The organism is Streptococcus suis S735, assembly GCF_000294495.1.
Taxonomy (GTDB): domain Bacteria; phylum Bacillota; class Bacilli; order Lactobacillales; family Streptococcaceae; genus Streptococcus; species Streptococcus suis.
The window spans coordinates 1,348,611-1,374,712 of record NC_018526.1 but is presented as its reverse complement, the minus strand read 5'-3'; the positions used below and the strand labels follow the sequence as shown (position 1 = coordinate 1,374,712).

General features: G+C 40.0%; 25 protein-coding genes and 1 tRNA gene. 22 read left to right on the top strand and 4 right to left on the bottom strand.

From position 1 onward, the window contains the following. The first annotated feature begins 20 nt into the window (after nt 1–20). From YYK_RS06755 to YYK_RS06660, 20 genes are all read left to right on the top strand, one after another. Nucleotides 21–2,195, top strand: coding sequence for an alpha-galactosidase (locus tag YYK_RS06755; protein ID WP_012028400.1), 2,175 nt, complete (start codon nt 21–23; stop codon nt 2,193–2,195). Between the two features lie 12 nt (nt 2,196–2,207). Then, a complete protein-coding gene (locus YYK_RS06750) occupies nt 2,208–3,443 on the top strand; it encodes an extracellular solute-binding protein (protein WP_012775660.1) in 1,236 nt (411 codons plus the stop codon). 134 nt (nt 3,444–3,577) lie between these two features. After that, nucleotides 3,578–4,450: a carbohydrate ABC transporter permease gene (locus YYK_RS06745; RefSeq protein WP_014917288.1), complete on the top strand. Its 873-nt coding sequence runs from the start codon at nt 3,578–3,580 to the stop codon at nt 4,448–4,450. A gap of 10 nt (nt 4,451–4,460) precedes the next feature. Next, on the top strand, nt 4,461–5,291 hold the full coding sequence (locus YYK_RS06740) for a carbohydrate ABC transporter permease (protein WP_002937312.1): 831 nt from the start codon (nt 4,461–4,463) through the stop codon (nt 5,289–5,291). A 69-nt stretch (nt 5,292–5,360) separates the two neighbouring features. Next, nucleotides 5,361–6,809, top strand: coding sequence for a sucrose phosphorylase (gtfA, locus tag YYK_RS06735; RefSeq protein ID WP_012775657.1), 1,449 nt, complete (start codon nt 5,361–5,363; stop codon nt 6,807–6,809). A gap of 73 nt (nt 6,810–6,882) precedes the next feature. After that, complete coding sequence (locus YYK_RS06730) at nt 6,883–8,499, top strand: glycoside hydrolase family 13 protein (RefSeq protein ID WP_012775656.1); 1,617 nt, start codon at nt 6,883–6,885, stop codon at nt 8,497–8,499. 79 nt (nt 8,500–8,578) lie between these two features. After that, nucleotides 8,579–9,208 carry a uracil phosphoribosyltransferase gene (gene upp / locus YYK_RS06725; protein ID WP_012027487.1) on the top strand — a complete coding sequence of 210 codons (630 nt, stop codon included), beginning with the start codon at nt 8,579–8,581 and terminating at the stop codon, nt 9,206–9,208. A gap of 116 nt (nt 9,209–9,324) precedes the next feature. Further along, complete coding sequence (locus YYK_RS06720; RefSeq protein WP_002937303.1) at nt 9,325–9,915, top strand: ATP-dependent Clp protease proteolytic subunit; 591 nt, start codon at nt 9,325–9,327, stop codon at nt 9,913–9,915. Between the two features lie 126 nt (nt 9,916–10,041). Then, a complete protein-coding gene (locus YYK_RS06715; protein ID WP_002937299.1) occupies nt 10,042–10,314 on the top strand; it encodes a YlbG family protein in 273 nt (90 codons plus the stop codon). 130 nt (nt 10,315–10,444) lie between these two features. After that, entirely contained in the window at nt 10,445–11,614 is a 1,170-nt protein-coding gene (locus YYK_RS06710; RefSeq protein ID WP_012775268.1) for an ABC transporter substrate-binding protein, read from the top strand. 215 nt (nt 11,615–11,829) lie between these two features. Next, nucleotides 11,830–12,717 (top strand): branched-chain amino acid ABC transporter permease, encoded by an 888-nt coding sequence (locus YYK_RS06705; RefSeq protein WP_012027482.1) that lies wholly within the window; start codon nt 11,830–11,832, stop codon nt 12,715–12,717. A 2-nt stretch (nt 12,718–12,719) separates the two neighbouring features. Continuing rightward, nucleotides 12,720–13,667 carry a branched-chain amino acid ABC transporter permease gene (locus YYK_RS06700; protein WP_002937293.1) on the top strand — a complete coding sequence of 316 codons (948 nt, stop codon included), beginning with the start codon at nt 12,720–12,722 and terminating at the stop codon, nt 13,665–13,667. Next, the gene (locus YYK_RS06695) at nt 13,667–14,431 is read left to right on the top strand and encodes an ABC transporter ATP-binding protein (RefSeq protein ID WP_002937291.1); all 765 of its coding nucleotides are present in this window, start codon (nt 13,667–13,669) and stop codon (nt 14,429–14,431) included. Before YYK_RS06700 ends, YYK_RS06695 begins: the two co-directional genes overlap by 1 nt. Continuing rightward, nucleotides 14,431–15,141: an ABC transporter ATP-binding protein gene (locus YYK_RS06690; protein ID WP_012027478.1), complete on the top strand. Its 711-nt coding sequence runs from the start codon at nt 14,431–14,433 to the stop codon at nt 15,139–15,141. Before YYK_RS06695 ends, YYK_RS06690 begins: the two co-directional genes overlap by 1 nt. Nucleotides 15,142–15,570: 429 nt before the next feature. Further along, nucleotides 15,571–16,326, top strand: coding sequence for an epoxyqueuosine reductase QueH (locus YYK_RS06685; RefSeq protein WP_012775267.1), 756 nt, complete (start codon nt 15,571–15,573; stop codon nt 16,324–16,326). A gap of 107 nt (nt 16,327–16,433) precedes the next feature. After that, the gene (locus YYK_RS06680) at nt 16,434–17,024 is read left to right on the top strand and encodes a hypothetical protein (RefSeq protein WP_012027476.1); all 591 of its coding nucleotides are present in this window, start codon (nt 16,434–16,436) and stop codon (nt 17,022–17,024) included. Between the two features lie 150 nt (nt 17,025–17,174). Next, a complete protein-coding gene (holA, locus tag YYK_RS06675) occupies nt 17,175–18,206 on the top strand; it encodes a DNA polymerase III subunit delta (protein WP_012028395.1) in 1,032 nt (343 codons plus the stop codon). 112 nt (nt 18,207–18,318) lie between these two features. Further along, nucleotides 18,319–18,924: a superoxide dismutase SodA gene (sodA, locus tag YYK_RS06670; RefSeq protein ID WP_012028394.1), complete on the top strand. Its 606-nt coding sequence runs from the start codon at nt 18,319–18,321 to the stop codon at nt 18,922–18,924. 261 nt (nt 18,925–19,185) lie between these two features. Further along, the gene (locus YYK_RS06665) at nt 19,186–21,210 is read left to right on the top strand and encodes a surface-anchored 5'-nucleotidase (RefSeq protein WP_012775266.1); all 2,025 of its coding nucleotides are present in this window, start codon (nt 19,186–19,188) and stop codon (nt 21,208–21,210) included. 195 nt (nt 21,211–21,405) lie between these two features. Beyond that, nucleotides 21,406–21,477 (top strand) — tRNA-Arg (locus YYK_RS06660). Between the two features lie 20 nt (nt 21,478–21,497). Here YYK_RS06660 and YYK_RS06655 read toward each other — a convergent pair. The 4 genes from YYK_RS06655 to YYK_RS06640 form a co-directional block, all read right to left on the bottom strand. Beyond that, on the bottom strand, nt 21,498–22,712 hold the full coding sequence (locus YYK_RS06655) for a chloride channel protein (protein WP_012027472.1): 1,215 nt from the start codon (nt 22,710–22,712) through the stop codon (nt 21,498–21,500). Beyond that, nucleotides 22,702–22,980, bottom strand: coding sequence for a chorismate mutase (locus YYK_RS06650; RefSeq protein WP_012027471.1), 279 nt, complete (start codon nt 22,978–22,980; stop codon nt 22,702–22,704). The genes YYK_RS06655 and YYK_RS06650 overlap by 11 nt, the downstream gene beginning before the upstream one ends. Before the next feature lie 81 nt (nt 22,981–23,061). Next, nucleotides 23,062–23,331: a 30S ribosomal protein S14 gene (gene rpsN, locus YYK_RS06645; RefSeq protein WP_002940393.1), complete on the bottom strand. Its 270-nt coding sequence runs from the start codon at nt 23,329–23,331 to the stop codon at nt 23,062–23,064. A gap of 140 nt (nt 23,332–23,471) precedes the next feature. Further along, nucleotides 23,472–23,933 carry a flavodoxin gene (locus YYK_RS06640; protein WP_012775265.1) on the bottom strand — a complete coding sequence of 154 codons (462 nt, stop codon included), beginning with the start codon at nt 23,931–23,933 and terminating at the stop codon, nt 23,472–23,474. Between the two features lie 94 nt (nt 23,934–24,027). Between YYK_RS06640 and YYK_RS06635 the strand changes: the two genes are divergently transcribed. Both YYK_RS06635 and YYK_RS06630 read left to right on the top strand, forming a co-directional pair. Beyond that, the gene (locus tag YYK_RS06635) at nt 24,028–24,972 is read left to right on the top strand and encodes a DHH family phosphoesterase (RefSeq protein ID WP_012775655.1); all 945 of its coding nucleotides are present in this window, start codon (nt 24,028–24,030) and stop codon (nt 24,970–24,972) included. Beyond that, nucleotides 24,959–25,987, top strand: a complete 1,029-nt coding sequence (locus YYK_RS06630; RefSeq protein ID WP_012027467.1) for an FAD:protein FMN transferase — start codon at nt 24,959–24,961, stop codon at nt 25,985–25,987. The genes YYK_RS06635 and YYK_RS06630 overlap by 14 nt, the downstream gene beginning before the upstream one ends. Nucleotides 25,988–26,102: the final 115 nt, after the last annotated feature.

Below are 26,102 nucleotides of genomic sequence, written 5' to 3'. Positions count from 1 at the left end.
ATAAAGAAGAGATAGGAGAGATGAATGTGATTGAGATTTATAATGAAAAACAGATTTTTCACCTGAAAACAAGAGAATTCTCTTATATCATCCAAGTATTGGAAACAGGCGATCTGGTTCATCGTTATTTTGGGAAAAAAATCGAAAAATTTAGCGATGGAAACAAAATAACATATTTAGATCGATCGTTTTCTCCGAGTCCAATTACTGGGGATAGGACATACTCATTGGATGTCCTCCCACTCGAATATTCCAGCAATGGTCTGGGAGATTTTAGAACCTCAGCATTAGATGTTCGGAATGAATTTGGAGTCACTCTTGACCTAAAATACAAAGAGTATCGATTATACAAGGGGAAAAAAGAACTGAGGGGATTACCAGCAAGTTTTGGAAATCAAGAAGAGGTAGAGAGTCTTGAAATTGATCTTTACGATCAGTTGACAGATATTACCGTAACTCTTCAGTATTCTGTTTTTGAAGAAGCTTCCTATCTCGCACGGTCAGCTACAATTCAAACTGGCAAATATCCATGCAAACTAGAGAAGGTCTTGTCTGCAACGCTTGATTTTCCACATCAGGATTTCATTGTTCACAGCTTGGCAGGACGTTATGCTTATGAAAAAGAGTGGACACAGACCCCATTGACAAAAGGTCAGTATTCGATTGGTAGCATTCGAGGTGCTTCAAGTCACTCAAGAACACCCTTTTTAGCACTAGTTTCACCCGATGCAAGTGAGGACAAGGGCGATGTTTATGCAGCCCACCTTGTTTATAGCGGCAACTTTACAGCATTTGTCGAAACGACAGCCATGGAAACCAGTCGTTTGGGACTAGGATTGGAAAGTCACTATTTCTCATGGCAATTGGATAAGGATGACCGGTTTCAAACTCCAGAAGTTCTCTTATCATATACTGATAAAGGATTTACTGGCATGACACAAAATAGTCATCACTTTATCACAAAACACCTCATTCGATCATCGTTTGTAAACAAACCAAGACCCATTTTAATCAACAACTGGGAAGCGACCTATTTTGAATTTACAGAAGAAAAGATTTTACAGTTAGCTCAGGTTGCAAGTCGAGCTGGTATTGAATTGTTTGTTCTGGATGATGGTTGGTTTGGTAAACGAAACAATGATGAAAGTTCATTGGGCGATTGGAAAGTCAATTTGGATAAGTTGCCAAATGGTTTGAATGGTTTAGCAGAGCGAATAAATGAGCTTGGTATGAAATTCGGATTGTGGTTTGAACCAGAGATGATTTCTATTGATAGCGATCTTTATCGTGAGCATCCTGATTGGGCAATTCGGACAGAAGGACGCTTACCAATCTACAGCCGAGAACAATTAGTTTTGGATTTGACCAAGCAGGAAGTCTGTGACTACATCATTGATAGCGTCTCTTCCATATTAGAATCAGCCAATATTTCTTATGTAAAATGGGATATGAACCGTAATATCACCAATATTCCTGAAGGTTTAGCAAATGACCAGCGCTTTGAGTTCCACCATCGTTACATGCTAGGTCTCTACCGTGTATTAGACCACCTTACAAAGCGGTTCCCGGATATTCTTTTCGAATCCTGTGCAGGCGGTGGAGGTCGTAATGATTTGGGAATCATGTATTATATGCCGCAAGCTTGGGCAAGTGATGATACAGATGCGATTGAGCGCTTATCTATTCAAGAAGGTACTAGTTTGATTTATCCCCCTTCCTCAATTGGTGCACACGTTTCTGCCGTTCCAAACCATCAGGTTGGTCGGATCACACCTCTTGCTACACGAGGCAATGTGGCTATGATGGGAGGAGCATTTGGTTACGAGCTGGATTTAACGAAACTTTCGGAAAAGGAATTGGATGAAATCAGTCAGCAAATCGAAACCTATCACTCCATTCGTGAAACTATACAATTCGGTCAGCTCTACCGTCTGAAAAAGACGAGCAATACCTGGGCTGCCAATTATGTTAGTCAAGATAAGAATCAAGTGGTCTTTACATTTGTAAAAATTCTTGCCAAGCCAGAAGCGCCTTTGCTTCATGTTCGGTTGAAGGGGTTAGACCCAGATGCCTTGTATGAATGCCCACAATTAGGAGAGACATTCTACGGGGATGAACTGATGAACATTGGTCTTACAATGCCACATGTTCAAAAAGATTATTTTAGTGTACAATATATTTTTAACAAAATCTAGGAGGATTTTATAATGAAAATGAAAACATTTTTAAAATGTGCATCGGTTTGTGCTTTTGCCAGCTTTTTGGTTGCTTGTGGGAATGCAAGTAGTAGCGATAAGGTAGAAATAGAATATTTTTCACAAAAACCAGAAATGCAAGCTACCCTTCAGGAAATTATTGATGATTTCGAAAAGGAAAATCCTACGATTGATGTTAAATTTTCAAATGTACCAGATGCAGGAACTGTTCTGAAAACCCGTATGGCAAATAACGAAGCGCCAGATGTCATCAACATTTATCCACAAAATGCGGACTTCAAAGCATACGCAGCGGATGGTCGTTTCCTAGAAATTGGTGATGATGCAGGATTAAATCATTTGAAAGATGGTGCTGTAACACCATATCTTGTTAACGAAAAAAATTATACCCTTCCTTTGACAGCTAATGCCTATGGTATTTACTATAATAAGGATAAGTTCAAAGAATTGGGGCTCGAAGTTCCAACTACCTATGCAGAATTTGTGGCTTTGGTAGACAAAATCAAGTCTGATGGCAGTGCAGCACCGTTTGCTCTTTCATTGAACGATGCTTGGTCATTGAACGGCTACCATCAGTTAGCTTGGGTAACTGTTGCGGGTGGATTTGATGGTGCAGAAGATATTCTGATTCGTAGTGCAAAGGGAGCGATTCAAGATGATGCTACAACAAAAGCAGTGTTAGAACGCTTGCAATTGTTGAAAGACAATGGACAAAAAGGGGCAACAGGCGCGCTCTATGCAGATGCGGTGGCAGCCTTTGCAGCAGGTGATGCTCTCATGCTTCCACAAGGTACATGGGCAGCTACAGCTGTAAACCAACAAGAACCAGAATTTGAATATGGTATGTTTACATTCCCTGGCGATAAAGAAAGTGGCGACTATACCATCGGTGCAGCTGACCTTGCTCTATCTATTTCAGCAGATACAGAGCACCCAGAAGAGTCTAAAAAATTCCTAGAATACCTCTCTCGTCCAGAAGTTATCCAGAAATACTATGATGTAGATGGCTCACCAACTTCAGTTGAAGGTGTAGATACAGAAGGTAAGTTTGAAGAAACTGCTGGAGTTACACAATATGCCTTTACTGACAAACACGTAGTTTGGTTGCAATCTGAATGGGAATCAGAAGAAGAGTTCTGGAATATCACTGTTGAAATGGTAAAAAATCCAAACTCAGCAGAATTAGTGAAAAAACTGAACGCATTCTTTGATCCAATGAAAAAATAATCCAGGAAAACTATAAGCAGGGGCTAGTTGTAGCCTAGCCTCCTTATAGTTGCCTAGTGTCAGTTTTAGTAACCCTATGGGATTCCTTGAACTGAGACTAAGCAACTATAACTTTATCAAAAAGGAGTACCATGATGAATCAAAAAGGATTTATTGCCAAATATTGGCCCTATCTATTTGTTGCCATACCAATTGGCTTACAGTTAATCTTTTTCTTCTATCCTCTATTTACAGGTATCTATTATAGCTTGACGGATTGGAATGGATTGACATCTGATTTCAAACTAATCGGTATTCAGAATTACTTAGATATTTTAAAAAATCCTGATTTTTACACTTCCATGACTTTTACCATTATCTTCACCATTGGTTTGGTCATCGGAGAAATTGTTATAGGGATTTGGTTGGCTAGTCTCCTCAATCGTAAGATTAAAGCTGTTGGTTTCTTTAGAACATGGTATTTCTTCCCTGCGGTTCTTTCAACTGTTACTTTAGGATTGATTTTTGTCCAATTGTTCAACTATGGTTTTACACAGATTGGAGAAATCCTTTATATCGATTGGTTGATGGAAAACTTATTGGTACAAGAAAATACTGTTATTCCAGCTGTACTTTTTGTGGCTCTCTGGCAAGGGCTGGCGATGCCAGTCATCATCTTCTTGTCTGGCTTGCAAAGTATTCCAGAAGATGTGAAGGAAGCAGCAGCTATTGATGGTGCAAGTCGTTCTCAACAGTTCTTCAACATTGAGCTTCCATTCTTATTACCATCTATCAGTATGGTTTTCATTTTGGCTATGAAATCAGGTTTGACAGCATTTGACCTTATCTTTGCACTGACAAGTGGTGGTCCAGACGGCAAAACAGAATCCTTGGGTTTACTCGTTTACAACTATGCCTTTGTAGACAATAAATTCTCTTATGCCAATGCTTTGGCTGTAGTACTCTTCATCTTCATTATTGTCATCTCATTAATTCAGATGAGAATTTCGAAGAAATTTGAAATCTAGGAGGACAGGCATGAATACTCAAAAACAGAAAAATTGGTGGGTCTATCTCGTGCTCTTCAGCGGTATTCTCTTCATGTTTATTCCGCTACTTGTAACGATTATTAGCTCATTCAAACCAACCAAGGAAATTACGAGCAACTTCTTTGGTCTTCCTGAAAATTTCACCTTAAATAACTACGAACGCTTGTTTAATGATGGAATTGTACAATATTTTGGCAATTCTGCCTTGATTACGATTGTAGCTGTTGGCTTGATTCTACTTGTTATTCCAATGGCAGCTTTCGCCGTAGCCCGTCAAATGAAACGTCAGACAGTGTTTAACTTTATCTACTTTTTCTTGATTATTGGGATTTTTGTACCTTTCCAAGTGATTATGCTCCCAATGACCAAATTAATGTCAAGCCTTGGTTTGAACAATATTGTCGGTTTGATTATTCTATATTTGACCTATGCAGTTCCTCAGGCCCTCTTCCTCTACGTCGGTTATATTAAGACCATTGTTCCTGAAGAAATGGATGAGGCTGCAGCTATTGATGGCTGTGATAAATTTACTATGTACTGGAAAATCATTTTCCCACTCATGAAACCTATGCATGCAACCGTTTTGATTATCAATGCCCTCTGGGTCTGGAACGATTTCCTCTTGCCTTTACTAGTATTGAACCGTGATCAAAGCATGTGGACTTTACCTCTTTTCCAATACAATTACCAAGGTATGTATTTTAGTGACTATGGTCCATCATTTGCTTCCTATGTGGTGGGGATTATCCCAATCTTACTTGTTTACCTCATCTTCCAAAAACATATTATTTCAGGTATGACAAGTGGTTCTGTCAAATAATTACAAAGGTTGACTTGTTCAACCTTTTCTAACAATGAAAAAAGAAAAGGCTTACAAAGGAGAAAGTCTATGAAAATTAAAAACCAAGCTATGTTGATTACCTATTCGGATAGTTTAGGCAAGAATCTTAAAGATTTGAAAAAAGTCCTCGAAGGTCCATTAAAGGATGTTGTGGGAGGTATCCATATTCTGCCGTTTTTCCCATCATCAGGTGACCGTGGGTTTGCGCCAATGGATTATACAAAGGTGGACCCTGCATTTGGAGATTGGTCAGATATTGAAGCATTGAGCAAGGACTATTATCTGATGTTCGATTTTATGATCAATCATATTTCTGCAAAATCTCCTTATTTCCTTGATTTTCTTGAAAAGAAAGATGAATCAGCTTATGCGGATTTGTTTATTCGCTATAAAAACTTTTGGCCAAATGGTGAGCCAACGCAAGAAGATGTTGATTTGATCTATAAGCGTAAACCTCGTGCTCCATATCGAATTGCAACATTTGCTGATGGTAGTGAAGAGAAGGTGTGGTGTACCTTTGATGAACAGCAGATTGATTTAGATGTGACAACGGAGACAACCCGTCGTTTCATCCAAGAAAATTTGGAACAGTTGGCAGAGCATGGTGCTTCGATTATTCGTTTGGACGCCTTTGCTTATGCCAATAAAAAAATCGGAACCAATTGTTTCTTTGTGGAGCCTGATATTTGGGAAATGCTCCATTTTCCACGTCAGTTATTGGCACCAAAAGATGTAGAAATCTTACCAGAAATTCATGAACACTACACCATTCAGCAGAAAATTGCCGAGCAAGATTATTATGTTTATGATTTTGCCTTGCCAATGCTAGTTCTCCACGCTTTGTATTCTGGTCATGTCAATCGCCTGGTTCACTGGATGGAGATTTGCCCTCGCAAGCAATTTACAACTCTTGATACACATGATGGAATCGGTGTTGTGGATGTTAAGGATTTGCTGACGGATGAGGAGACAGAGGAAACGCGTGAAGCCTTGTATGCACAAGGTGCCAATGTGAAGAAAATTTATAGTACAGAAGCCTATAATAATTTGGATATTTATCAGATTAACTGTACTTATTATTCTGCTCTTGGCAATAACGACCAAGCTTACCTATTAGCGCGTGTTCTCCAATGTTTTGCACCAGGTATTCCACAGATTTACTATGTTGGTTTACTTGCAGGCGAAAATGATATTGAACTTTTAGAATCAAGTAAGGAAGGGCGCAATATCAATCGCCATTACTATGATTTGGAAGAAATTGAGCAGGAAGTGCAACGGCCAGTTGTACAATCCTTGTTCAAACTCCTTAAATTCCGCAATACAAGTCCAGCTTTCGACGGAGAGTTCTCTGTTAAGATGCTGGATGAAACAAGTATGGAAATTTTCTGGAATAATCAAGATGCAGGGGTGTCTGCCCGTCTAACAGCAAACCTAAAAGAAAAATCCTTTGAAATTGTTGAAATTGAAGAGGGAAAAATTACCATAATTGAGTTATAATATGATTATATAGAAAGAGGGGAGATACCTCTTTTTCTTGACTAAATAAGATTGTGCAGAAAGGATCAATCAAATGTCAGAAATACAAAAGACGGATTGGTGGAAGAAGTCCGTCATTTACCAAATTTACCCTCGTAGTTTTCAAGATTCAAATGGAGATGGAGTAGGGGATATTCGAGGGATTATCAGCCGATTAGATTATCTCCATGAGCTTGGAATTGATGCTATTTGGCTCAGTCCTGTTTATCAGTCCCCCATGGATGACAATGGTTACGACATCAGTAATTACCAAGGAATTGCTCCAGAATTTGGGACCATGGAAGATATGGAAGAGCTGATTGCAGAAGGCCATAAGCGCAATATCAAAATAATCATGGATTTGGTGCTCAATCATACCTCGGATGAACATTTCTGGTTTCAAGAAGCCCTCAAAGGACCAGATAATCCCTATTATGATTATTATGTTTGGGCTGATGAGCCGAATGAATTACGCTCGACCTTCTCAGGTTCTGCTTGGGAATACGTTCCACATCTGAACAAATACTACCTCCACCAATTCTCTGTTAAGCAACCAGATCTGAACTGGAAAAATCCTGCTCTGAAACAAGAAATCTGGGATATGATTAATTTTTGGATTGAAAAAGGTGTCGGCGGTTTCAGGCTAGATGTGATTGATTTGATTGGAAAAGAACCAGAAAAATTAATTACAGCCGATGGACCGACTCTCCACCCTCTTATTCAGGAATTAAACGAGAAAACCTTTGGTGCTTACGACTTAGTGACTGTTGGGGAGACATGGAGTGCCAATCCAGAAAATGCTCAGTTATATTCACACCCTGACAGAAAAGAATTTTCGATGATTTTCCAATTTGAACATGTCGGACTTGATCAGCAGGAAGGGAAAGAAAAGTGGGATTTGGCACCGCTTGATCCAGCACGTTTGCATAAGGTTCTCTCCAAATGGCAGACTGAACTGGTTGGTAAAGGCTGGAACTCGCTTTTCTGGAATAACCACGATTTACCTCGTGCCATTTCTCGCTTCGGTGATGATCGACCTGCATTTCGTGAACTAAGTGGTAAAATGTTGGCTATCTATCTTCATTTTATGTCAGGGACACCTTATATCTACCAAGGTGAGGAAATTGGTATGATTAATACGCCAATTACAGATATTAGCCAAGCGGACGATATTGAAACACGTCGCATGTATGCGGAACGGATTGAAAATGGCTTCACCAAGGAGGAATTGATTACTTCTATAAATGCCAAAGGTCGAGATAATGCTCGTCGTCCAATGCAATGGACAGAGGCAGAAGGAGCAGGCTTCAGTACAGGTCAAGCCTGGCTGGCTTTGGGAGATACTGTCAAAGACATCAATGTTGAAAAAGCACTTGCAGACAAACAATCACTTTTTTATACCTATCAAAAATTAATTGCTCTTCGGAAAGAGTATCCTTGTATGTCTGAAGGAAAATATGAAGTGATGGAGACTGGAAATAGCTCGGTAATGGCCTACCGTAAATATGATGAACAGGATGATTTCATCATATTGGTAAACTTTTCAAGCCAGGAACAGGCTTATACTATAGCTGTGGAAGAATATTCTATTTTCATGAACAATTATGAAAACGAAGAGGCGATTAATAAAGGGATGTTGAGACCTTTTGAAGCTATCGTTTTCAAAAAATAAATAAATTTGCCATATTCTCAAGCATTTTTTCAATTTTTTTGGTAAAATAGAAAAAACAAAAAAGAGAGGTTTTATCATCATGGGGAAATTCCAAGTCATTTCACACCCACTCATTCAGCATAAGTTGTCTATCCTTCGTCGTACATCTACTTCAACAAAGGATTTTCGTGAGTTGGTTAATGAAATCGCGATGCTGATGGGTTACGAAGTTTTGCGTGACTTGCCACTTGAAGATGTGGAGATTGAAACGCCAATCACTAAAACAGTTCAGAAACAAATTGCAGGTAAAAAATTAGCTATCGTACCAATTCTTCGTGCAGGTGTTGGTATGGTTGATGGTTTGCTAAGCTTGGTACCAGCAGCTAAAGTTGGTCACATCGGTATGTACCGCGATGAAGAAACCCTTCAACCCGTTGAGTATCTTGTGAAATTACCAGAAGACATTGATCAACGTCATATTTTTGTAGTTGATCCAATGCTTGCTACAGGTGGTTCAGCTATTCTTGCAGTTGATTCATTGAAAAAACGTGGTGCTTCAAATATCAAATTTGTTGCTCTTGTTTCAGCTCCAGAAGGTGTAAAAGCTCTTCAAGATGCACATCCAGACATTGATATTTATACAGCAGCTTTGGATGAAAAACTCAATGAAAAAGGCTACATCGTACCAGGTTTGGGAGATGCAGGTGACCGCTTGTTCGGTACAAAATAATTAAGAAATCAGCTCTGCTGGTTTCTTTTTCATTTCCTGAAATCGTGTTTTTTATTTGACCAATTTTGACTATTTATATATAATGGGTACAGAAAATCTCGAAAAGGAGTAATTTTATGATTCCAGTAGTTATTGAACAAACTAGCCGTGGTGAGCGTTCTTATGATATTTACTCACGCCTTTTGAAAGACCGTATTATCATGTTGACAGGACCAGTTGAGGACAACATGGCAAACTCTATCATTGCACAATTGCTTTTCCTTGATGCCCAAGACCCTACAAAGGATATTTACCTCTATGTTAATACGCCAGGAGGATCGGTGTCAGCAGGTCTTGCCATTGTAGACACGATGAATTTCATTAAAGCTGATGTTCAAACCATCGTTATGGGAACAGCTGCGAGCATGGGAACCATCATTGCATCAAGCGGTGCCAAGGGCAAACGTTTCATGTTGCCAAATGCAGAGTACATGATTCACCAGCCAATGGGTGGAACTGGTGGTGGTACTCAGCAAACAGATATGGCTATTGCTGCAGAACACCTATTAAAAACACGTAATAAGCTAGAAAAAATCTTGGCAGACAACTCAGGTAAGACAGTCAAGCAAATCCACAAGGATGCGGAACGTGATTACTGGATGTCAGCTGAAGAAACCTTGGCTTACGGATTTATTGACCAGATTATGGACAATACAAAAGTCAAATAAGCAGTGACAAATATGTAATAGTACTGACTATTCCTATTAGCTCCAACTCTTTTACAGGTAGTTGGAGCTTTTCATTTATCATTGAAAACGGTATAATATAGAAAGAGAATTTTTAGAGGAGAAGACATGTTTGAGAAGAAAAATCGCACTTGCTTAACTGTCTATTTACACTACAATCGTGATGCACGTAAACTCAGCCAATATGGAGATATTGTTTACCATTCCAAACGCTTGCGATATGTTTTGGTGTATATGGATCAAGAACTAGTAGAAGCTACCATATTAAAATTGAAAAAGGAACGTTTTGTAAAAAAAGTGGTTCCTTCATACATTAAGGAATTAGACCAAAACTTTGTAGGTAATCTATGGAGAGATGAAGAACCATCAGTCGTAGGATAGTCGGAATTAGCAGGTATGTATTCCCTGCTAATTTTTTATTTTAAAATTTTTTTCTTTTTTGTTGACAATTTTCAGATAATTCAGTATATTAGATACATCGTAAAATTTAAGAAAGATTTAAGGAGTTTTCATGAAAACAAGAAAATTTGCAGTAGCGCTTGCTACATTTGCCTCTGCAGCTCTACTCGCTGCATGTGGTAATGTTTCGACAACCAATACTTCAGCCGCAGGTTCTTCTGTAGGTGATACATTTAAAATCGGCTACAACTTGGAGTTGTCAGGTGCTGTTTCATCTTATGGTCAAACAGAGGAAAAAGGTGCCAACCTTGCCGTGAAAGAAATCAATGCTGCAGGTGGTATTGACGGCAAAAAAATCGAAGTGATCACAAAAGACAACAAGTCTGAAACAGCAGAGGCAGCTACTGTTGCAACAAGCTTGGCAAGTGAAGGGGCAAACGTTGTGATTGGCCCTGCTACATCAGGAGCTTCAGCAGCCTCTATTCCAGCATTGACATCTGCTGGTGTTCCTATGATTACTCCTTCAGGAACTCAAACAACCTTGGTTGTGAACGATAAAGGTGAGGTCCAAGAATACTTCTTCCGTACAACCTTTACAGATGGGTATCAAGGTCAAATTATGGCTAAATACGCTACTGAGAACTTGTCAGCTAAGAAAGTTGTTCTTTACTTTGACAACTCTTCTGATTATGGTAAGGGTGTAGCAGAGGCGTTCAAGAAAGCATACACAGGAGAAATCGTTTCAGAAATCACATTTGCTTCTGGCGATAAAGATTTCCAAGCTGCTTTGACAAAATTGAAAGATAAGGAATTTGATGCGATCATCATGCCTGGTTACTACAATGAAACAGGTACAATTGTGAAGCAAGCACGCGGTTTGGGTATTGACAAGCCAATTCTTGGTTCAGATGGTTTTGACTCACCACAATTTACTGAATTGGCAACTGCATCAGCAGCATCAAATGTTTACTACCTTTCTGGATTTGTAACATCAGCAAGCGAAAAAGCAAAAGCATTCTATGATGCCTATGTGAAAGAATACAATGAAGAGCCATCAATGTTCTCAGCTTTAGCTTACGACTCGGTTTACATGGCAGCAGAAGCAGCAAAAGGTGCAGCTGATTCAGCAGCAGTGAAGGCTAATCTTGCAGCTCTGAAAGACTTTAAAGGTGTGACTGGTACAATGTCTGTTGACAAAGAGCACAATGTCATTAAATCAGTTTATGTTGTTAGTTTAACAAACGGAGAAGAATCATCTGTAGATACTATCTCTATTGACTAATAGTGGATGAAAAGAGGGAATTCCCTCTTTTTCACTTGTCAGAATGTATAGAATAGTATACATGCGGATATAAAATTTGGTTAAATTTGGGTTGGTTAAATTTTCTGTAATTTTAATGATTAAACTCTCTGTCTAACTTGCTTATTTTCAGAAAATTTTGTATAATGTAACAATGCTATTGAGCTCGAAAAATATTTAGAAAGATTGGTGAACCTATGCTTCAACAACTTGTCAATGGTTTGATTCTTGGTTCTGTTTATGCCCTTTTGGCCCTTGGTTATACCATGGTGTACGGAATTATCAAACTCATTAACTTCGCCCATGGTGATTTGTATATGATGGGTGCTTTTATGGGGTACTTCCTATTAAATAATTTAACTTTTATTGCAGATGGTGGAACGCGTTTCTTTGTTGCTCTCATTCTAGCGATGGTAGGGACGGCTATTCTCGGTGTAGTTATAGAGTTTTTAGCCTATCGTCCTTTGCGTAATTCAACGCGTATAGCAGCTTTGATTACGGCTATCGGTGTATCCTTCTTCTTAGAATACACTATGATTAAATTCTTTACAGCAGACGTAAAAGCCTTTCCACAAGCAATCGAAGCTGTGACTTTTAACCTTGGTCCAGTTTCTGTTACGAATATCCAGTTGATTATTCTTGGTGTATCGCTTGCGTTGATGGTTGCACTTCAATTAATTGTCAAACGTACAAAAATGGGGAAAGCCATGCGTGCGGTCTCTGTAGATAGCGATGCAGCTCAGCTTATGGGGATCAATGTAAACCGTACAATCAGCTTTACTTTTGCTCTTGGGTCAGCTCTTGCGGGTGCTGCGGGTGTTCTCCTAGGTCTCTACTACAACCAGATTGAGCCTTTGATGGGGATGACGCCAGGTCTGAAAGCCTTTGTTGCGGCAGTATTGGGCGGTATCGGTATTATTCCAGGTGCAGCGCTTGGTGGCTTCGTTATCGGTATCATCGAAACATTCACCTATGTGATTGAATTCGATACTTTCCGCGATGCGATCGTATATACTGTTTTGATCATCATCCTCTTGGTGCGTCCAAGTGGTATTCTTGGTAAAAATGTGAAAGAGAAGGTGTAACCATGAAGCAAAATTTAAAAGTTAATGCGATTTGGTTGGCTATCTTATTGGCTGGTTTTGGACTTATTCAAGGTCTTGTATCAGCAGGGATTCTGAATTTTTACTACATCCAGATTGTTCAGCAAATCGGTATTCAAATTATCTTGGCAGTTGGTTTAAACTTGATTGTCGGTTTCTCAGGTCAATTTTCACTTGGTCATGCTGGTTTTATGGCTATTGGTGCTTATGCAGTAGGTATTCTTGGGAAAATGATGCCGACTTATGGTGGATTTGCTATCGCCTTGATTGTTGGGATGTTAATCTCAGGTGCAGTAGCTCTTTTAGTCGGTATTCCAACCCTTCGTTTGAAAGGTGACTACCTTGCAATTGCGACTCTTGGTGTTGCAGAGATTATTCGTATTTTAATTATCAATGGTGGTAGTGTAACGAATGGTGCAGCAGGTATTATGTCTATACCACTCTTTACAAGCTGGCCTTTAGTTTATATTTTTGTAATCATCACAACCTTGGTGACAGTTAACTTTTTGCGCAGTCCGATGGGACGTGCTACAATTTCTGTTCGTGAGGATGAAATTGCGGCAGAATCTGTAGGTGTCAATCCAACATTTGTTAAGGTTTCAGCCTTTGTATTTGGTGCCATGACGGCAGCCATTGCAGGTGGTCTCCATGCAGGATACGTTGGGACAATTGTTCCGAAAGACTTTGCCTTTATGACCTCTGTTAACGTTTTGATTATCATTGTATTGGGTGGTTTGGGCTCTATCACAGGTACCTTTGTAGCAGCCATTGTACTTGGTATTTTGAACGTATTCCTCAAGAGTTACTCTGATATTTCAATGATTATCTATTCATTAGCTCTTATTCTCTTGATGATTTTCCGTCCTGGAGGTCTTTTGGGAACTAAGGAATTCAGCGTAGCGGCTCTACTCAAGAAGAAGGAGGTTAAGTAATGGCATTACTTGAAGTAAAAGATTTAACCAAGAACTTCGGTGGCCTGACTGCCGTTGGTGACGTGACCATGGAACTTCATGAAGGGGAATTGGTTGGTCTTATCGGTCCAAACGGTGCTGGTAAAACGACTCTTTTCAACCTCTTAACAGGTGTTTATGAGCCAAGCGAGGGGACAATTTCTCTGGCAGGGACTATTTTGAACGGTAAAGCACCATCAAAAATTGCTTCGCTTGGTCTAGGTCGTACTTTCCAGAACATTCGTTTGTTCAAAAATATGACCGTTTTGGAAAATGTTTTGATTGGTCTTGGCAACCATGGTAAATCAGAAGTATTTGCAAGTTTCTTCCGTCTTCCAGCATTCTATAAGAATGAAGAAGCGTTGAAAACAAAAGCGATTGAACTTTTGAAAATCTTCGATTTGGATGGAGATGCAGATACATTAGCTAAAAACCTTCCTTACGGTCAACAACGACGTTTGGAAATCGTTCGTGCCCTTGCGACTGAACCGAAAATTCTTTTCTTGGATGAGCCAGCGGCTGGTATGAACCCACAAGAAACGGCAGAATTGACCCAACTCATCCGTAAAATCAAAGAAGAATTTGGCATTACTATCATCTTGATTGAACACGATATGAGCTTGGTTATGGAAGTGACGGAGCGGATATACGTATTGGAGTACGGTCGTTTGATTGCCCATGGTACACCAGAAGAAATTCGTAATAACAAGCGTGTAATTGAAGCCTACCTTGGAGGTGAAGCTTAATGGCAATGTTAGAAGTAAAAAATCTTTCCGTTAACTACGGTGTTATCGAAGCTGTTAAAGATGTTAGCTTTGAGGTTAATGAAGGTGAAGTTGTAACCCTTATCGGCGCTAATGGTGCTGGTAAAACCTCTATCCTTCGTACTATTTCAGGGCTTGTTCGTCCATCAGCTGGAACGATTTCTTTCCTTGGAAATGAGATTCAAAAAGTTCCTGCTCGTAAAATCGTGGCGGACGGTTTATCACAAGTTCCAGAAGGTCGTCATGTTTTTGCAGGCTTGACTGTTATGGAAAACTTGGAAATGGGTGCCTTCCTTCACAACAATCGTGAAGAAAACCAAGCAAACTTGAGAAAAATCTTTGCTCGTTTTCCACGTTTGGAAGAACGTAAAAACCAGGATGCAGCTACCCTTTCAGGTGGGGAGCAACAGATGTTGGCCATGGGACGTGCCCTAATGAGCCAACCAAAGCTCTTGCTCCTTGATGAACCATCAATGGGCTTGGCTCCGATCTTTATCCAAGAAATTTTTGATATCATCCAAGATATTCAAAAACAAGGAACAACTGTCCTCTTGATTGAGCAAAATGCCAACAAAGCTCTCGCTATTGCCGATCGTGGCTATGTTCTAGAAACAGGAAAAGTTGTCCTCTCAGGAACAGGAAAAGAACTCCTCGCCTCAGAAGAAGTCAAAAAAGCATATCTGGGTGGCTAAAAAGGTCCGGGGGACCTTTTTAGGTTGGAAATGAGAACCGCTGGTAAGCGGTTTTCTTTATAAGTGGGTTACCCCACGTTTTAAGTTGAAAATGAGAACTGCCGGCAGGCAGTTTTTTTATATTCGGATAGGCTGTTTTAATCGGGAGATAGGAAAACCAGCAATGCATGTTGCTGGTTTGTCCCCAACCTGACGGGTTGTTTTAGGTTGGAAATGAGAACCGCTGGTAAGCGGTTTTCTTTACAAGTGGGTTACCCCACGTTTTAAGCTGGAGATGAGAAACGTCGGCAGGCGTTTTTCTTTATATCAAGGTCCGAGGGACCTTTTTAAGTTGGAAATAGGGATCCTTATCAAGCGCTCTCCCTCGTTATTACTATCTATGCAGTAGGCTTCAAATATAGTATAATGAATGTATATTTGGAGGTTTGTATGATTAAAGTTGAAGAGATTTTATCGACTCTATCACCGAATCAAAAGGTTAACTATGATAAAGTGTTTCAAAAAATGGCAAGCACGTGGCAGGAAGCGGGGCTTCGACCGAACATTCTCATGCATGTCTGTTGTGCCCCATGCTCGACCTATACATTGGAGTACTTGACTCAATATGCAGATGTAACCATCTATTTTGCGAATTCCAATATTCATCCAAAGGCGGAGTACCAGCGGCGGGCAGCCGTGACGGCCCAGTTTGTCAAAGAATTTAATCAGAAAACTGGACAGTCAGTAGGCTACCTAGAAGCTGACTATAGCCCTCAGGAATTTTTCAAGAAAACTCAGCATCTCGCCAATGAGCCAGAGGGAGGAGATCGGTGTAAGGTTTGCTATGATTATCGGTTGGATAAGACTGCGGAGAAGGCAGTTGAGCTTGGTTTTGACTATTTTGGTTCGGCTTTGACAATCAGTCCACATAAGAATTCGCAGACCATCAATGCTGTTGGGATTGAGGTGCAGAAATTATACGATACCCAGTATCTTCCGAGTGACTTTAAGAAAAATGGAGGCTATCAGCGTTCAGTTCAAATGTGTGAAGAGTATGACATTTATCGCCAGTGCTATTGTGGCTGTGTCTATGGAGCCAATGCCCAAGGTGTTAATCTCATACAGGTAAAAAAAGAAGCCTTGGAATTTTTAAAAACGCACAGAGATTATTCCCACATTCCTTTCAAGGTGCTGGATAAGAATTGAGTTTTTGAGTTTAGTTTTTACTTAAGGAGCGTTTTTTCTTGCTTTCTCTATGAAATTGGTATATACTAATTCCGGTTAATGTATTGTACTACTAGGAGAAAAGCAAAATGAAATTGAGAAAAGTATCATTTATTTTAGTTACCTTTGTCATCGGTTTACTATCGTTATCAAGTGTAAAGGCGGAGACTTCAATATTTGTACCAGTAGGTCAACAGAATGTTCCGGGGGTAAAAGTAGCTCCTTTTAGAACTGGTTCAGACTCTATTCATGTCCATGTTGGCTCATTTGGTTATGTCGCTACATATATAAATGGAGAACGATTGAAGGTCGAGCCTGTAAAGCATGAACTCAAGTGTCCGAGTTATACTACAGAGAATTGCCAAACTAGAGAGTGGTATACAAGTGGGGAACGTGCGGACGGCAGTGGAGATTATGTTGTAAAATTGAATAAGAAACTCGAAGAAGGTGATGTTGTTACATTAAAATTTGCAGACGATGGGAATTTGTATTTTGGTCAATTAGTATATAAAAGCGAAAAGAAACGAGTTGAACAGAATCAAAAGGAACAAGAGGATGAGTACGCAGATGCCTTGTTCAAACGTTCTATTGAGGAAGAAGAAAATAAGACTTGGAGAGATCGGATAAAGGATACTTTTCAAGATACTTGGTGGAATTTCAAAGGATGGTGGAATAGCTAACAAAGGAACTGCTATTTGGGAAATAGGTCATTTGGAGTGATTATCAATTAATTTTTTCCTACCTTCCTGATATAAATTTCAATGAAAGAGTCCAGACTTTATGTCTAGGCTCTTTTTGTGGTACAATGAGAAAAGAATTTTGAGGTTTTTATGACAGTAATTGAACAGATTGAAAAATTAAAAAAAGAGAAATTAGAGCTTCTGACCGTTTTATGCGGTGAAGACATCGGACAATACCAAATAGCGAAAGACTTACTTCTGCGGAAGCTTCATTTTGATGCGGCAGATTTAGGTTTTGCCTATTTTGATATGTCGGAGGCTGATTATCATCAGGTAGACTTGGACCTAGTTTCTCTTCCCTTCTTTTCAGATGAAAAAGTAGTGATTCTTGATTATTTTGCAGATTTAACGACAGATAAAAAACGGCATTTGACAGATGATGAACTCAAACAGTTTGAGGCCTATTTGGAAAATCCTGTCGAAACAACACGTTTGGTCATTCTAGCACCGGGTAAGTTGGACAGTAAGCGCCGTCTGGTCAAACTCCTCAAACGAGATGGACTAGTATTAGAAGCCAATCCTCTGAAGGAGATGGATTTGAAAAATCATTTCCAAAAGGAGATAATGCGTCTTGGATTGCAGATGGGAGGAGAGGTTTTTCAATATCTTTTAGAAAAGTCCAATTTTGATTTTGCAGAAATCAGTAAGAACCTAGCCTTTCTTCAATCTTATAAGGGAAAAGAGACGATTGAAATTTCAGATATTGATGCGGCTATCCCAAAAACACTACAAGATAATATCTTTGATTTAACACAGTTAATTCTACAATCCAAGGTAGACGATGCTCGCAACTTAGTTTGTGACTTGCGGTTGCAAGGGGAGGAAGAGGTTAAGTTGATTGCCATCATGTTAACCCAATTTCGAACCTATCTACAAGTGCAAATACTACTAGAGCAAGGCCGAGGGGAACAGCAGATAGTAGCTGAGTTATCAACTATTATGGGGCGTAAGGTGAATCCATACCAAGTAAAGTATGCTTTGCGTGATTCACGCCATCTGTCCATTGGATTTTTGAAAAAAGTCGTCAAGCTCCTAATCGATACAGATTTTCAAATTAAAACCGGCCAATTTGATAAGGATTATTTATTTGATTTGCTATTATTAAAAATCGCGACTACATAGTAAAAAGAGTATTCTTAGATTGAGGGTCAACCGTGGTTTCAGACAAATAAATTGAAAAGGCTCTCACATTGGAGTAGAATAGAACTATCACTTAGTATAGGAGAAAACGAAAATGACAATTATTTTACCAGACCTTCCATACGCATACGATGCCTTGGAACCACATATTGATGCAGAAACAATGACCCTTCACCACGATAAGCACCATGCGACTTATGTTGCAAATGCTAATGCAGCACTTGAAAAACATCCTGAAATTGGCGAAGACTTGGTAGCTCTTTTGTCAGATGTGGAGCAAATTCCTTCAGACATCCGCCAAGCTTTGATCAACAACGGTGGTGGTCATTTGAACCATGCTCTTTTCTGGGAATTGCTTTCACCTGAAAAAACAGAAATTTCAGCAGAATTGGCAGCAGATATTGATGCAACCTTTGGTTCATTTGATGCTTTCAAAGAAGCCTTCACTGCAGCAGCAACAACTCGTTTCGGTTCAGGTTGGGCTTTCTTGGTTGTTAATAAAGAAGGCAAGTTGGAAGTTATCTCAACTGCTAACCAAGACACACCAATCATGCAAGGTTTGAAACCAATCTTGGCATTGGACGTTTGGGAACATGCTTACTACCTTAACTACCGCAATGTCCGTCCAAACTACATCAAAGCCTTCTTTGAAGTAATCAACTGGGACAAGGTTAACGAACTTTATAAAGCAGCTAAATAAGAACAGTTCTCTTCCGTTTGGAAGAGATTTTTTAGTTGTGAGGAGTATTTTGGAGAGAATTGTGTAAGGGAAGAAGGGGAATTTTCGTATTATAGATAAAAATGACAAGATATTTTCAGAAAAATGATGTAAAAGTAAGAATAAACGAATATTTTTATAATTTTTTGTTATAAATGACTGATTTGATATTGAAAAGCCGTAAGAAAAGGATTATTATAGATATGTCAATATGAAAAAAATAGAAGGAGCATTGTTTTGCTTATGAAAAAGAATATTCGGTTGAAAAGCAGTATACTAGCTCTTGTAGCTGGTTTTAGCGTTATTGCAACACAAGCTGTTTTAGCAGATGAATTAGCTGTCCAAATTATGGGAGTTAATGATTTCCATGGTGCGCTTGATATGACGGGGACAGCGCGATTGGAAGGGGAAACAGTTCGTAATGCAGGAACTGCCGCTTTACTTGATGCTTACATGGATGATTCACAAGCAGAATTTGAAGAAACAGCAGCAGAAACAGAGACACCTGCAGAGTCTATCCGTGTTCAAGCTGGGGATATGGTTGGTGCAAGTCCATCGAATTCTGGACTTTTGCAAGATGAACCAACTGTAAAAGTCTTTAATAAAATGGATGTTGAATACGGAACTTTGGGGAACCATGAGTTTGATGAGGGACTTGATGAGTATAACCGTATCATGACTGGTGAAGCTCCAAAAAAAGGTCAGTTTAATGAGATTGTAGATAATTATACTCGTGAAGCTGCTAAACAGGAGATTGTTATTGCTAACGTTATTGACAAAGAAACAGGTGAAATTCCGTATGGTTGGAAGCCCTACGCTATTAAGACTATTCCCGTGAATGATAAAGAAGCTAAGATTGGCTTTATTGGTGTAGTTACGACAGAAATTCCTAATCTTGTTTTGAAGAAAAACTATGAGCAGTACACTTTTTTGAATGAGGCAGAGACGATTGCTAAATATGCGCGTGAATTAGCTGAAAAAGGTGTAAATGCGATAGTTGTACTGGCTCACGTTCCGGCTACAAGCAAGGATGGTGTGGCTGCTGGTGAAGCTGCAGATATGATTGCTAAGCTAAATGAAATCTATCCTGAACACTCAGTTGACCTTGTATTTGCTGGCCATAACCATGTCTATACAAACGGTACAACGGGCAAAACCTTGATTGTTCAAGCTACCTCACAAGGTAAGGCTTACGCAGATGTTAGGGCTGTTTATGATACAGATATTGCCGACTTTAAAGCTGTTCCGACTGCGAAAATTATTGCAGTAGCACCAGGGCAGAAAACACCAAGTCCGGAAATTCAGGCAATTGTAGATGAGGCAAATACCATTGTTAAAAAAGTAACTGAGCAAAAAATTGCTACAGCTAGTCAAGCGACAGATATTTCACGCGAAGTGAATGAATTTAAAGAAAGTGCTGTAGGTAATCTAGTAACATCGGCTCAATTAGCTATCGCTAAGAAATCGGGTTATGATGTTGACTTTGCAATGACAAACGATGGCGGGATTCGGGCAGATTTGAAGGTCCAAGAAGATGGAACAGTTACTTGGGGAGCAGCACAAGCTGTTCAACCATTTGGGAATATCCTACAAGTCGTTCAAATGACAGGTGAGCAGATTTATACAGCCTTAAATCAACAATATGATGAAGGTGAAAAATATTTCCTTCAAATGTCTGGAATTAAATATATCTACACGAAGGCTGACAATCCAACGGAAGAAAATCCTTATAAGGTTGTTAAAGCCTTCAAAGAAGATGGGACGGAGATTGTTCCGACAGAAACCTATACACTTGTCATCAACGACTTCTTATTTGGTGGTGGGGATGGCTTCTCGATTTTCAAAGAAGCTAAACTGATTGGTGCTATCAATCCAGATACAGAAGTATTTGTGGAGTACTTGACTGATTTAGAAAAAGCAGGTCAAACCATTAGTGCAACAATTCCAGGTAGAAAAGCATTTGTAGAGAAGTACGTAGAAGAACCAAAAGCAGAAGAAAAAGAAGATAATGCTGGGACAACTACTGATGTGAAAACACCTGAGAAAGCAAATGACGGTGGCGATAGTGTAACAAATCAGAAAGCAACCGAGCAACCGGCACCATCTGGAAGTATGGCTCCTATTTCAAATAAGAAAACTGAAAAAGCATCAGGAAATCAAACACTTCCAAATACCGGTCAAGAAGCCCTAGGCTCACTTCTTATTAGCTTGGGTGGCTTAGTTTCACTCGGAATGGCTGTCTCAGTGAGACGTAAGGAAGGGGAGTAGGAATCAAGCATAAAAACGACAAACTTTCGAAGTACATTTTAGAATTACTTCTTTTAGAGACTATTATGAGAGAAATACATAAAAACAATTGTGTTTCATCTTAGAGTAGGTTCTGCTTTTTGTAAAGATTTGAAAAAACTTATATAACCTTGCTCTTGCAATCTGCTCTCTTCTGGGGTACAATAGAGAAGCAGACTTCCCTTAGTTAAATGGATATAACAAATTCCTCCTAAGAATTAGTTGCAGGTTCGATTCCTGCAGGGGAGATGAAGAGTATACGAAAAAGCCTAGATGATAGGCTTTTTTGCATTATTGAATTTCCTCAACTGCTGTCCATAAATAGTCTGTTTTCTGTTTATAAGATAAGCTATGGCAAGTACAGGAATAGCATAGGGCAGGATATTAGCGCCGAAGACTTCATAACTAATGAAGAGAGGAGCCAGTAAGGTATTGGTGGCTGTTCCAAATACGGCACAATACCCAAGGGCTGCAACAAGTTCAGTTGGTAGACCTAGTAATCCTGCTAAAACAGCCCCAGAACTTGCCCCAATCGCAAAGAGCGGAGTAACTTCGCCCCCTTGAAAACCTGCAGCCAAACAAAGACAGGTTAGTAGGAGTTTTAGTAGCCAATCGAAAGCAAACACCTGTTCCCCAGCTAAACTGGCATCGATCAAATTGGTTCCTAGACCAGTATAACGACCTTGATGGAAGAAAAATAGTAGAACGGTCAGTCCAACTCCCATGATAGCTATTTTAATGTAAGGATTTGGAAGCCATCGAGTTGAGATGCTTTTTGCTTGCGCCAGAAACAAAGCAAATAAATTGCCGATGAAACCGAAGCAAAGGGCAATAAATAGCCATTTAAAACTATCTGTAAAATAGAATGAGGTAGTAGCGATGGTATGCGAAAATTTCTCCAATCCCAGTAAATGGGAAGTAGTAGAAGCCGTGAAAGCGGCAACTAGACAATAGGGGAGACTAGTCCAAGAATATTGGCCAACGATTAAAACTTCAATGGCAAAGAAACCAGCAGCCCATGGTGTTTGAAATAACCCTGCAAAACCTGCGGCCATACCAATCTTTGTTATCATATCTTTGGGCAAGTGTGTGAAACCATGTTTTTGTAACCAGTGTGAGAGACTGGCTCCAAGTTGGACAGCTACACCTTCGCGACCAACGGAAGCACCGACAAGGTGACTGAGCCAAGTTGTAGAGATGATGAGTGGAATGAGAACTGGAGAAATTTGCGCTTTCTCCCCTTGTCCAGCTTTGAAGACTAAGCCCATACCTGCTTGGACTTCCCTCCCCCATTTTTGATAAATGAAAACAATCAACACACCTGCAAGTGGCAGAAAGGGGATTAGATATGTAAAATATTCAGACCGTAAGTCTCCAATCCCTAGTAGAATTTTCCCAAAAAGTGTGGTGATTATTCCTGCACCGACTCCAATTAAGCTGGAAAAGAAAAGGAGTTGGATGGCATGTTTCATCTTATTGCTCATGATTCGCTAATTTGGAAGATTGATAGGTTCTTGATTGGGCCATAATATCGCTAAAGGTTGCTTGAATGGCAGAGCGGTAATCATCCTTTTGAACTAATTTTCCGACTCTTTCAAGGACAGCATTTTCTCGGCTGGTATCCAAAACAGGCTTACCTGTTGCTCGTTTATAGGCTGTAACTTGGTCGACCAACTCCATTCGTTTTTCAAGTAGTTCAACCAATTGGCTATCAATCGTGTTAATCTGTTCGCGGATGCAATCCAAATTCATCTTATAAACCTCCGTATATTGTTTCAGTTGTTTTTTAGTATAGCAAAAAACAAGGCAGAATACTAGCCTTGTTTGAGGAAGTTACCAACTTGCTTTTTTTACCCCAGGAAGTTGACCAAGATGGGCTAATTCACGGAAGGTAATCCGACTCACACCGAATTTTCGCATATAAGCATGCGGACGGCCATCGGTCCTGTCGCGGTATTTCAGTCGATTTGGATTTGAGTCGCGAGGCAATTTTCGAAGTGCTTGATAGTCACCTTTTTCTTTGAGACTTTTACGTAAATCCGCATAGCGCTCGATTAACTCCAATTGTCTCTGATAGCGTGCCATTTTTGATTTTTTAGCCATAAAATTCTCCTTTTTTCAAAAAAATTAACCAGTTAATTATATATCAAAACTATTAAGATTGCAAGCAATAGGTGTACAATCTTAATAAAAGGCTAAAAGAAAACAGACTAGACCTATTGATAAGCCAGTCTGTTTGTCAGTTAATTCATTGTATCTAGTTTAGCAACAAGGTCTGTCGCGAATTGCTCAAGGTTAACAATATCCTCATCTTCAGCGGCAAGATCTACCTTAACATTTTCGGCACCCTTAGTTGCACCACGTGAACCCAACATGACATCGAAGTCGTCTACTGCACTACAGAAGTCATCATAGAAGGTATCGCCAGAACCACAAACACCGTAGACCTTACCGGTCAAATCTAAGTCAGCTAGGTCAGCATAGAAATCAACAATTTCATCTGGAAGCTCACCGTCTCCACCGTAAGAATAGGTGTAGCTGGCTACCACGATGAGGTCCGCATCCAAGATTTCTTCGGTTTCAATAGTCGTACATTCGTGAACCTGTACTTCCAAACCTAACTCTTCTAGCTTACTGGCGACGATGTCAGCAATTTCTTCTGTGTTACCAGTCATACTAGCGTAAACTATTTTTGCTAGTGCCATAATTTCCTCCAAATTACATAGTAATTCCATTATACCACACTCCCATCATTTTCAAAAGGGGAAGTTTATGCTAAAATGATGAAAAGGAGTTGCTATGACAATTTACAGTAAAATTATTGAAAAAATTCACGAATACGACACGATTATTATTCACCGACATAAACGACCAGATCCGGATGCCATTGGTAGTCAAGTTGGCTTGCAGAAACTCTTACAGAAGAGTTTTCCTGGAAAAACCATCAAGGTAACCGGTTTTGAGGAACCAAATCTTGCTTGGATGGCAGGAATGGATGAAGTTGCAGACCAAGATTATCAAGGAGCTTTGGTTATCGTGACAGACACTGCCAATACGGCGCGTGTGGATGACGACCGCTATGCTCAAGGAGATTTCTTGATTAAAATCGATCATCACCCCAATGAAGAGCCTTATGGTGACCTGCTCTGGGTCAATACGGAAGCTAGTTCTTGCAGTGAAATGATTACAGAACTAGCCATCCAATGCCAACTGGAACTCGATGGAGAGATTGCTCGTCTACTCTATGCAGGAATTGTGGGCGATACAGGCCGCTTTCTCTATCCGGCAACCAGCTCGCGCACCTTTGAGATTGTTGCTCGTCTCCGCCAAGAAGATTTTGACTTTGCAAGGATGTCTCGCCAGATGGATACCATTGATTTCAAGATTGCCAAGTTGACAGGTTACGTCTACGACAACTTGGAAGTGGATGAACATGGTGCGGCGCGTGTTATTTTGACACAGGACATTCTCGAAAAATACGGGGTGACCGATGCGGACACTTCCTTTATCGTTGGGGCTCCAGGACGGATTGGAATCGTTCAATCTTGGGGGATTTTTGTGGAACAAACTGACGGAAATTACAGAGTCCGTTTGCGCAGTAAGTATCTTCCAATCAACGAGATTGCCAAACGCCATGATGGCGGTGGCCACCCACTAGCAAGTGGTGCTAACTCTTATTCACTATCCGAAAATGAGCAAATATACCAAGAAATCCAAGAGGTAGTGAGGAATGCAAGCAAGTAGCCGTTCCCTTCGTCTAATGGGAACCATCATTGAAACGAAAATATGGCATCCAGATGCAGAACCAATTTTAGATCAGGTCGAAGAGCTACTTTATCTTTATAAAGACCGGTTTTCTGCCAATGATTTGACTTCAGAATTGATGGAGGTCAATCTAAACGCTGGTGTTCAAGCAGTTCCAGTTGCCGATGACCTGTATGAATTGATAAAATTGGGCAAAGAACACAGTCTGGCTGAGGGATCTTTTTTGAATATTACCATCGGTCCCCTTGTGCAAAGTTGGCGGATTGGATTTAGCGATGCCAAACTTCCAACCCAAGAAATGATCAGTGAAAAACTCCAGCTCATCAATCCAAGGGACATCGAATTAGATGATGAGGAGCAGACAGTCTATTTGAAAAAAGAAGGTATGGCGATTGATCTGGGTGCTCTTGCTAAAGGATATGTAGCAGATAAGATTGTTGACTTCTTGAAAAGAATAGGTGTGGCAGCTGGGCTGATTAATCTGGGTGGCAACGTCCTGACCTTTGGTCAAGCTCCTCACAATGCAGATGGTTATTGGCGAATTGGTATACAGGATCCTCAGAAACCACGTGGTGAAAATGCCCTCGTCCTCAAAATAGGAGAAGAATCGGTTGTCACCTCTGGTATTTACGAAAGAACCCTTACCGTGAATGGAAAGACCTATCATCATATTTTGAGTCCTGAGACCGGCTATCCAATGGAGTCGCAGCTGGCTAGTTTGACCATTGTGTCCAAACAATCTGTTGATGGTGAGATTTGGACGACTCGACTGTTTGGTCAAGAAATAACTCGGATTTATAAGATGGTAGAAGAAACTGATGGTATCGAAGCGGTTCTGATTGGGCTGGATGGCAGGATTCTAGTGACCTCAGGGCTTTCTGAGAAAGTTCTTGCTGGTGAAGAAAGAATTTCTGATAGCTTGGGCAGTCCTTCAAGAGGGGGATTTGGCGCCAGAGTAACTTCTGACCTTGCTTCAGGTGCTTCTGTACTATAACTTGAAAAAATATTAAAAAAATAGGTAAAAAGACTTGCCATAAGAACAAAGTTTTGGTAAACTTAAATGGTTATAATCTATGGCTCGGAAAGAGTCCATGGCAGAAAGGAATTTT

Bases quoted from the DNA above. Each gene is read 5' to 3' on its own strand.
- gtfA (WP_012775657.1), top strand. From the start codon at position 5,361: ATGAAAATTAAAAACCAAGCTATGTTGATTACCTATTCGGATAGTTTA.
- YYK_RS06690 (WP_012027478.1), top strand. From the start codon at position 14,431: ATGGCAATGTTAGAAGTAAAAAATCTTTCCGTTAACTACGGTGTTATC.
- YYK_RS06635 (WP_012775655.1), top strand. From the start codon at position 24,028: ATGACAATTTACAGTAAAATTATTGAAAAAATTCACGAATACGACACG.
- YYK_RS06665 (WP_012775266.1), top strand. From the start codon at position 19,186: ATGAAAAAGAATATTCGGTTGAAAAGCAGTATACTAGCTCTTGTAGCT.
- YYK_RS06655 (WP_012027472.1), bottom strand. From the start codon at position 22,712: ATGAGCAATAAGATGAAACATGCCATCCAACTCCTTTTCTTTTCCAGC.
- rpsN (WP_002940393.1), bottom strand. From the start codon at position 23,331: ATGGCTAAAAAATCAAAAATGGCACGCTATCAGAGACAATTGGAGTTA.
- YYK_RS06715 (WP_002937299.1), top strand. From the start codon at position 10,042: ATGTTTGAGAAGAAAAATCGCACTTGCTTAACTGTCTATTTACACTAC.
- YYK_RS06640 (WP_012775265.1), bottom strand. From the start codon at position 23,933: ATGGCACTAGCAAAAATAGTTTACGCTAGTATGACTGGTAACACAGAA.
- YYK_RS06730 (WP_012775656.1), top strand. From the start codon at position 6,883: ATGTCAGAAATACAAAAGACGGATTGGTGGAAGAAGTCCGTCATTTAC.
- YYK_RS06710 (WP_012775268.1), top strand. From the start codon at position 10,445: ATGAAAACAAGAAAATTTGCAGTAGCGCTTGCTACATTTGCCTCTGCA.
- YYK_RS06705 (WP_012027482.1), top strand. From the start codon at position 11,830: ATGCTTCAACAACTTGTCAATGGTTTGATTCTTGGTTCTGTTTATGCC.
- YYK_RS06745 (WP_014917288.1), top strand. From the start codon at position 3,578: ATGAATCAAAAAGGATTTATTGCCAAATATTGGCCCTATCTATTTGTT.
- holA (WP_012028395.1), top strand. From the start codon at position 17,175: ATGACAGTAATTGAACAGATTGAAAAATTAAAAAAAGAGAAATTAGAG.
- YYK_RS06740 (WP_002937312.1), top strand. From the start codon at position 4,461: ATGAATACTCAAAAACAGAAAAATTGGTGGGTCTATCTCGTGCTCTTC.
- YYK_RS06750 (WP_012775660.1), top strand. From the start codon at position 2,208: ATGAAAATGAAAACATTTTTAAAATGTGCATCGGTTTGTGCTTTTGCC.
- YYK_RS06630 (WP_012027467.1), top strand. From the start codon at position 24,959: ATGCAAGCAAGTAGCCGTTCCCTTCGTCTAATGGGAACCATCATTGAA.
- YYK_RS06695 (WP_002937291.1), top strand. From the start codon at position 13,667: ATGGCATTACTTGAAGTAAAAGATTTAACCAAGAACTTCGGTGGCCTG.
- YYK_RS06685 (WP_012775267.1), top strand. From the start codon at position 15,571: ATGATTAAAGTTGAAGAGATTTTATCGACTCTATCACCGAATCAAAAG.
- sodA (WP_012028394.1), top strand. From the start codon at position 18,319: ATGACAATTATTTTACCAGACCTTCCATACGCATACGATGCCTTGGAA.
- upp (WP_012027487.1), top strand. From the start codon at position 8,579: ATGGGGAAATTCCAAGTCATTTCACACCCACTCATTCAGCATAAGTTG.
- YYK_RS06700 (WP_002937293.1), top strand. From the start codon at position 12,720: ATGAAGCAAAATTTAAAAGTTAATGCGATTTGGTTGGCTATCTTATTG.
- YYK_RS06720 (WP_002937303.1), top strand. From the start codon at position 9,325: ATGATTCCAGTAGTTATTGAACAAACTAGCCGTGGTGAGCGTTCTTAT.
- YYK_RS06755 (WP_012028400.1), top strand. From the start codon at position 21: ATGAATGTGATTGAGATTTATAATGAAAAACAGATTTTTCACCTGAAA.
- YYK_RS06650 (WP_012027471.1), bottom strand. From the start codon at position 22,980: ATGAATTTGGATTGCATCCGCGAACAGATTAACACGATTGATAGCCAA.
- YYK_RS06680 (WP_012027476.1), top strand. From the start codon at position 16,434: ATGAAATTGAGAAAAGTATCATTTATTTTAGTTACCTTTGTCATCGGT.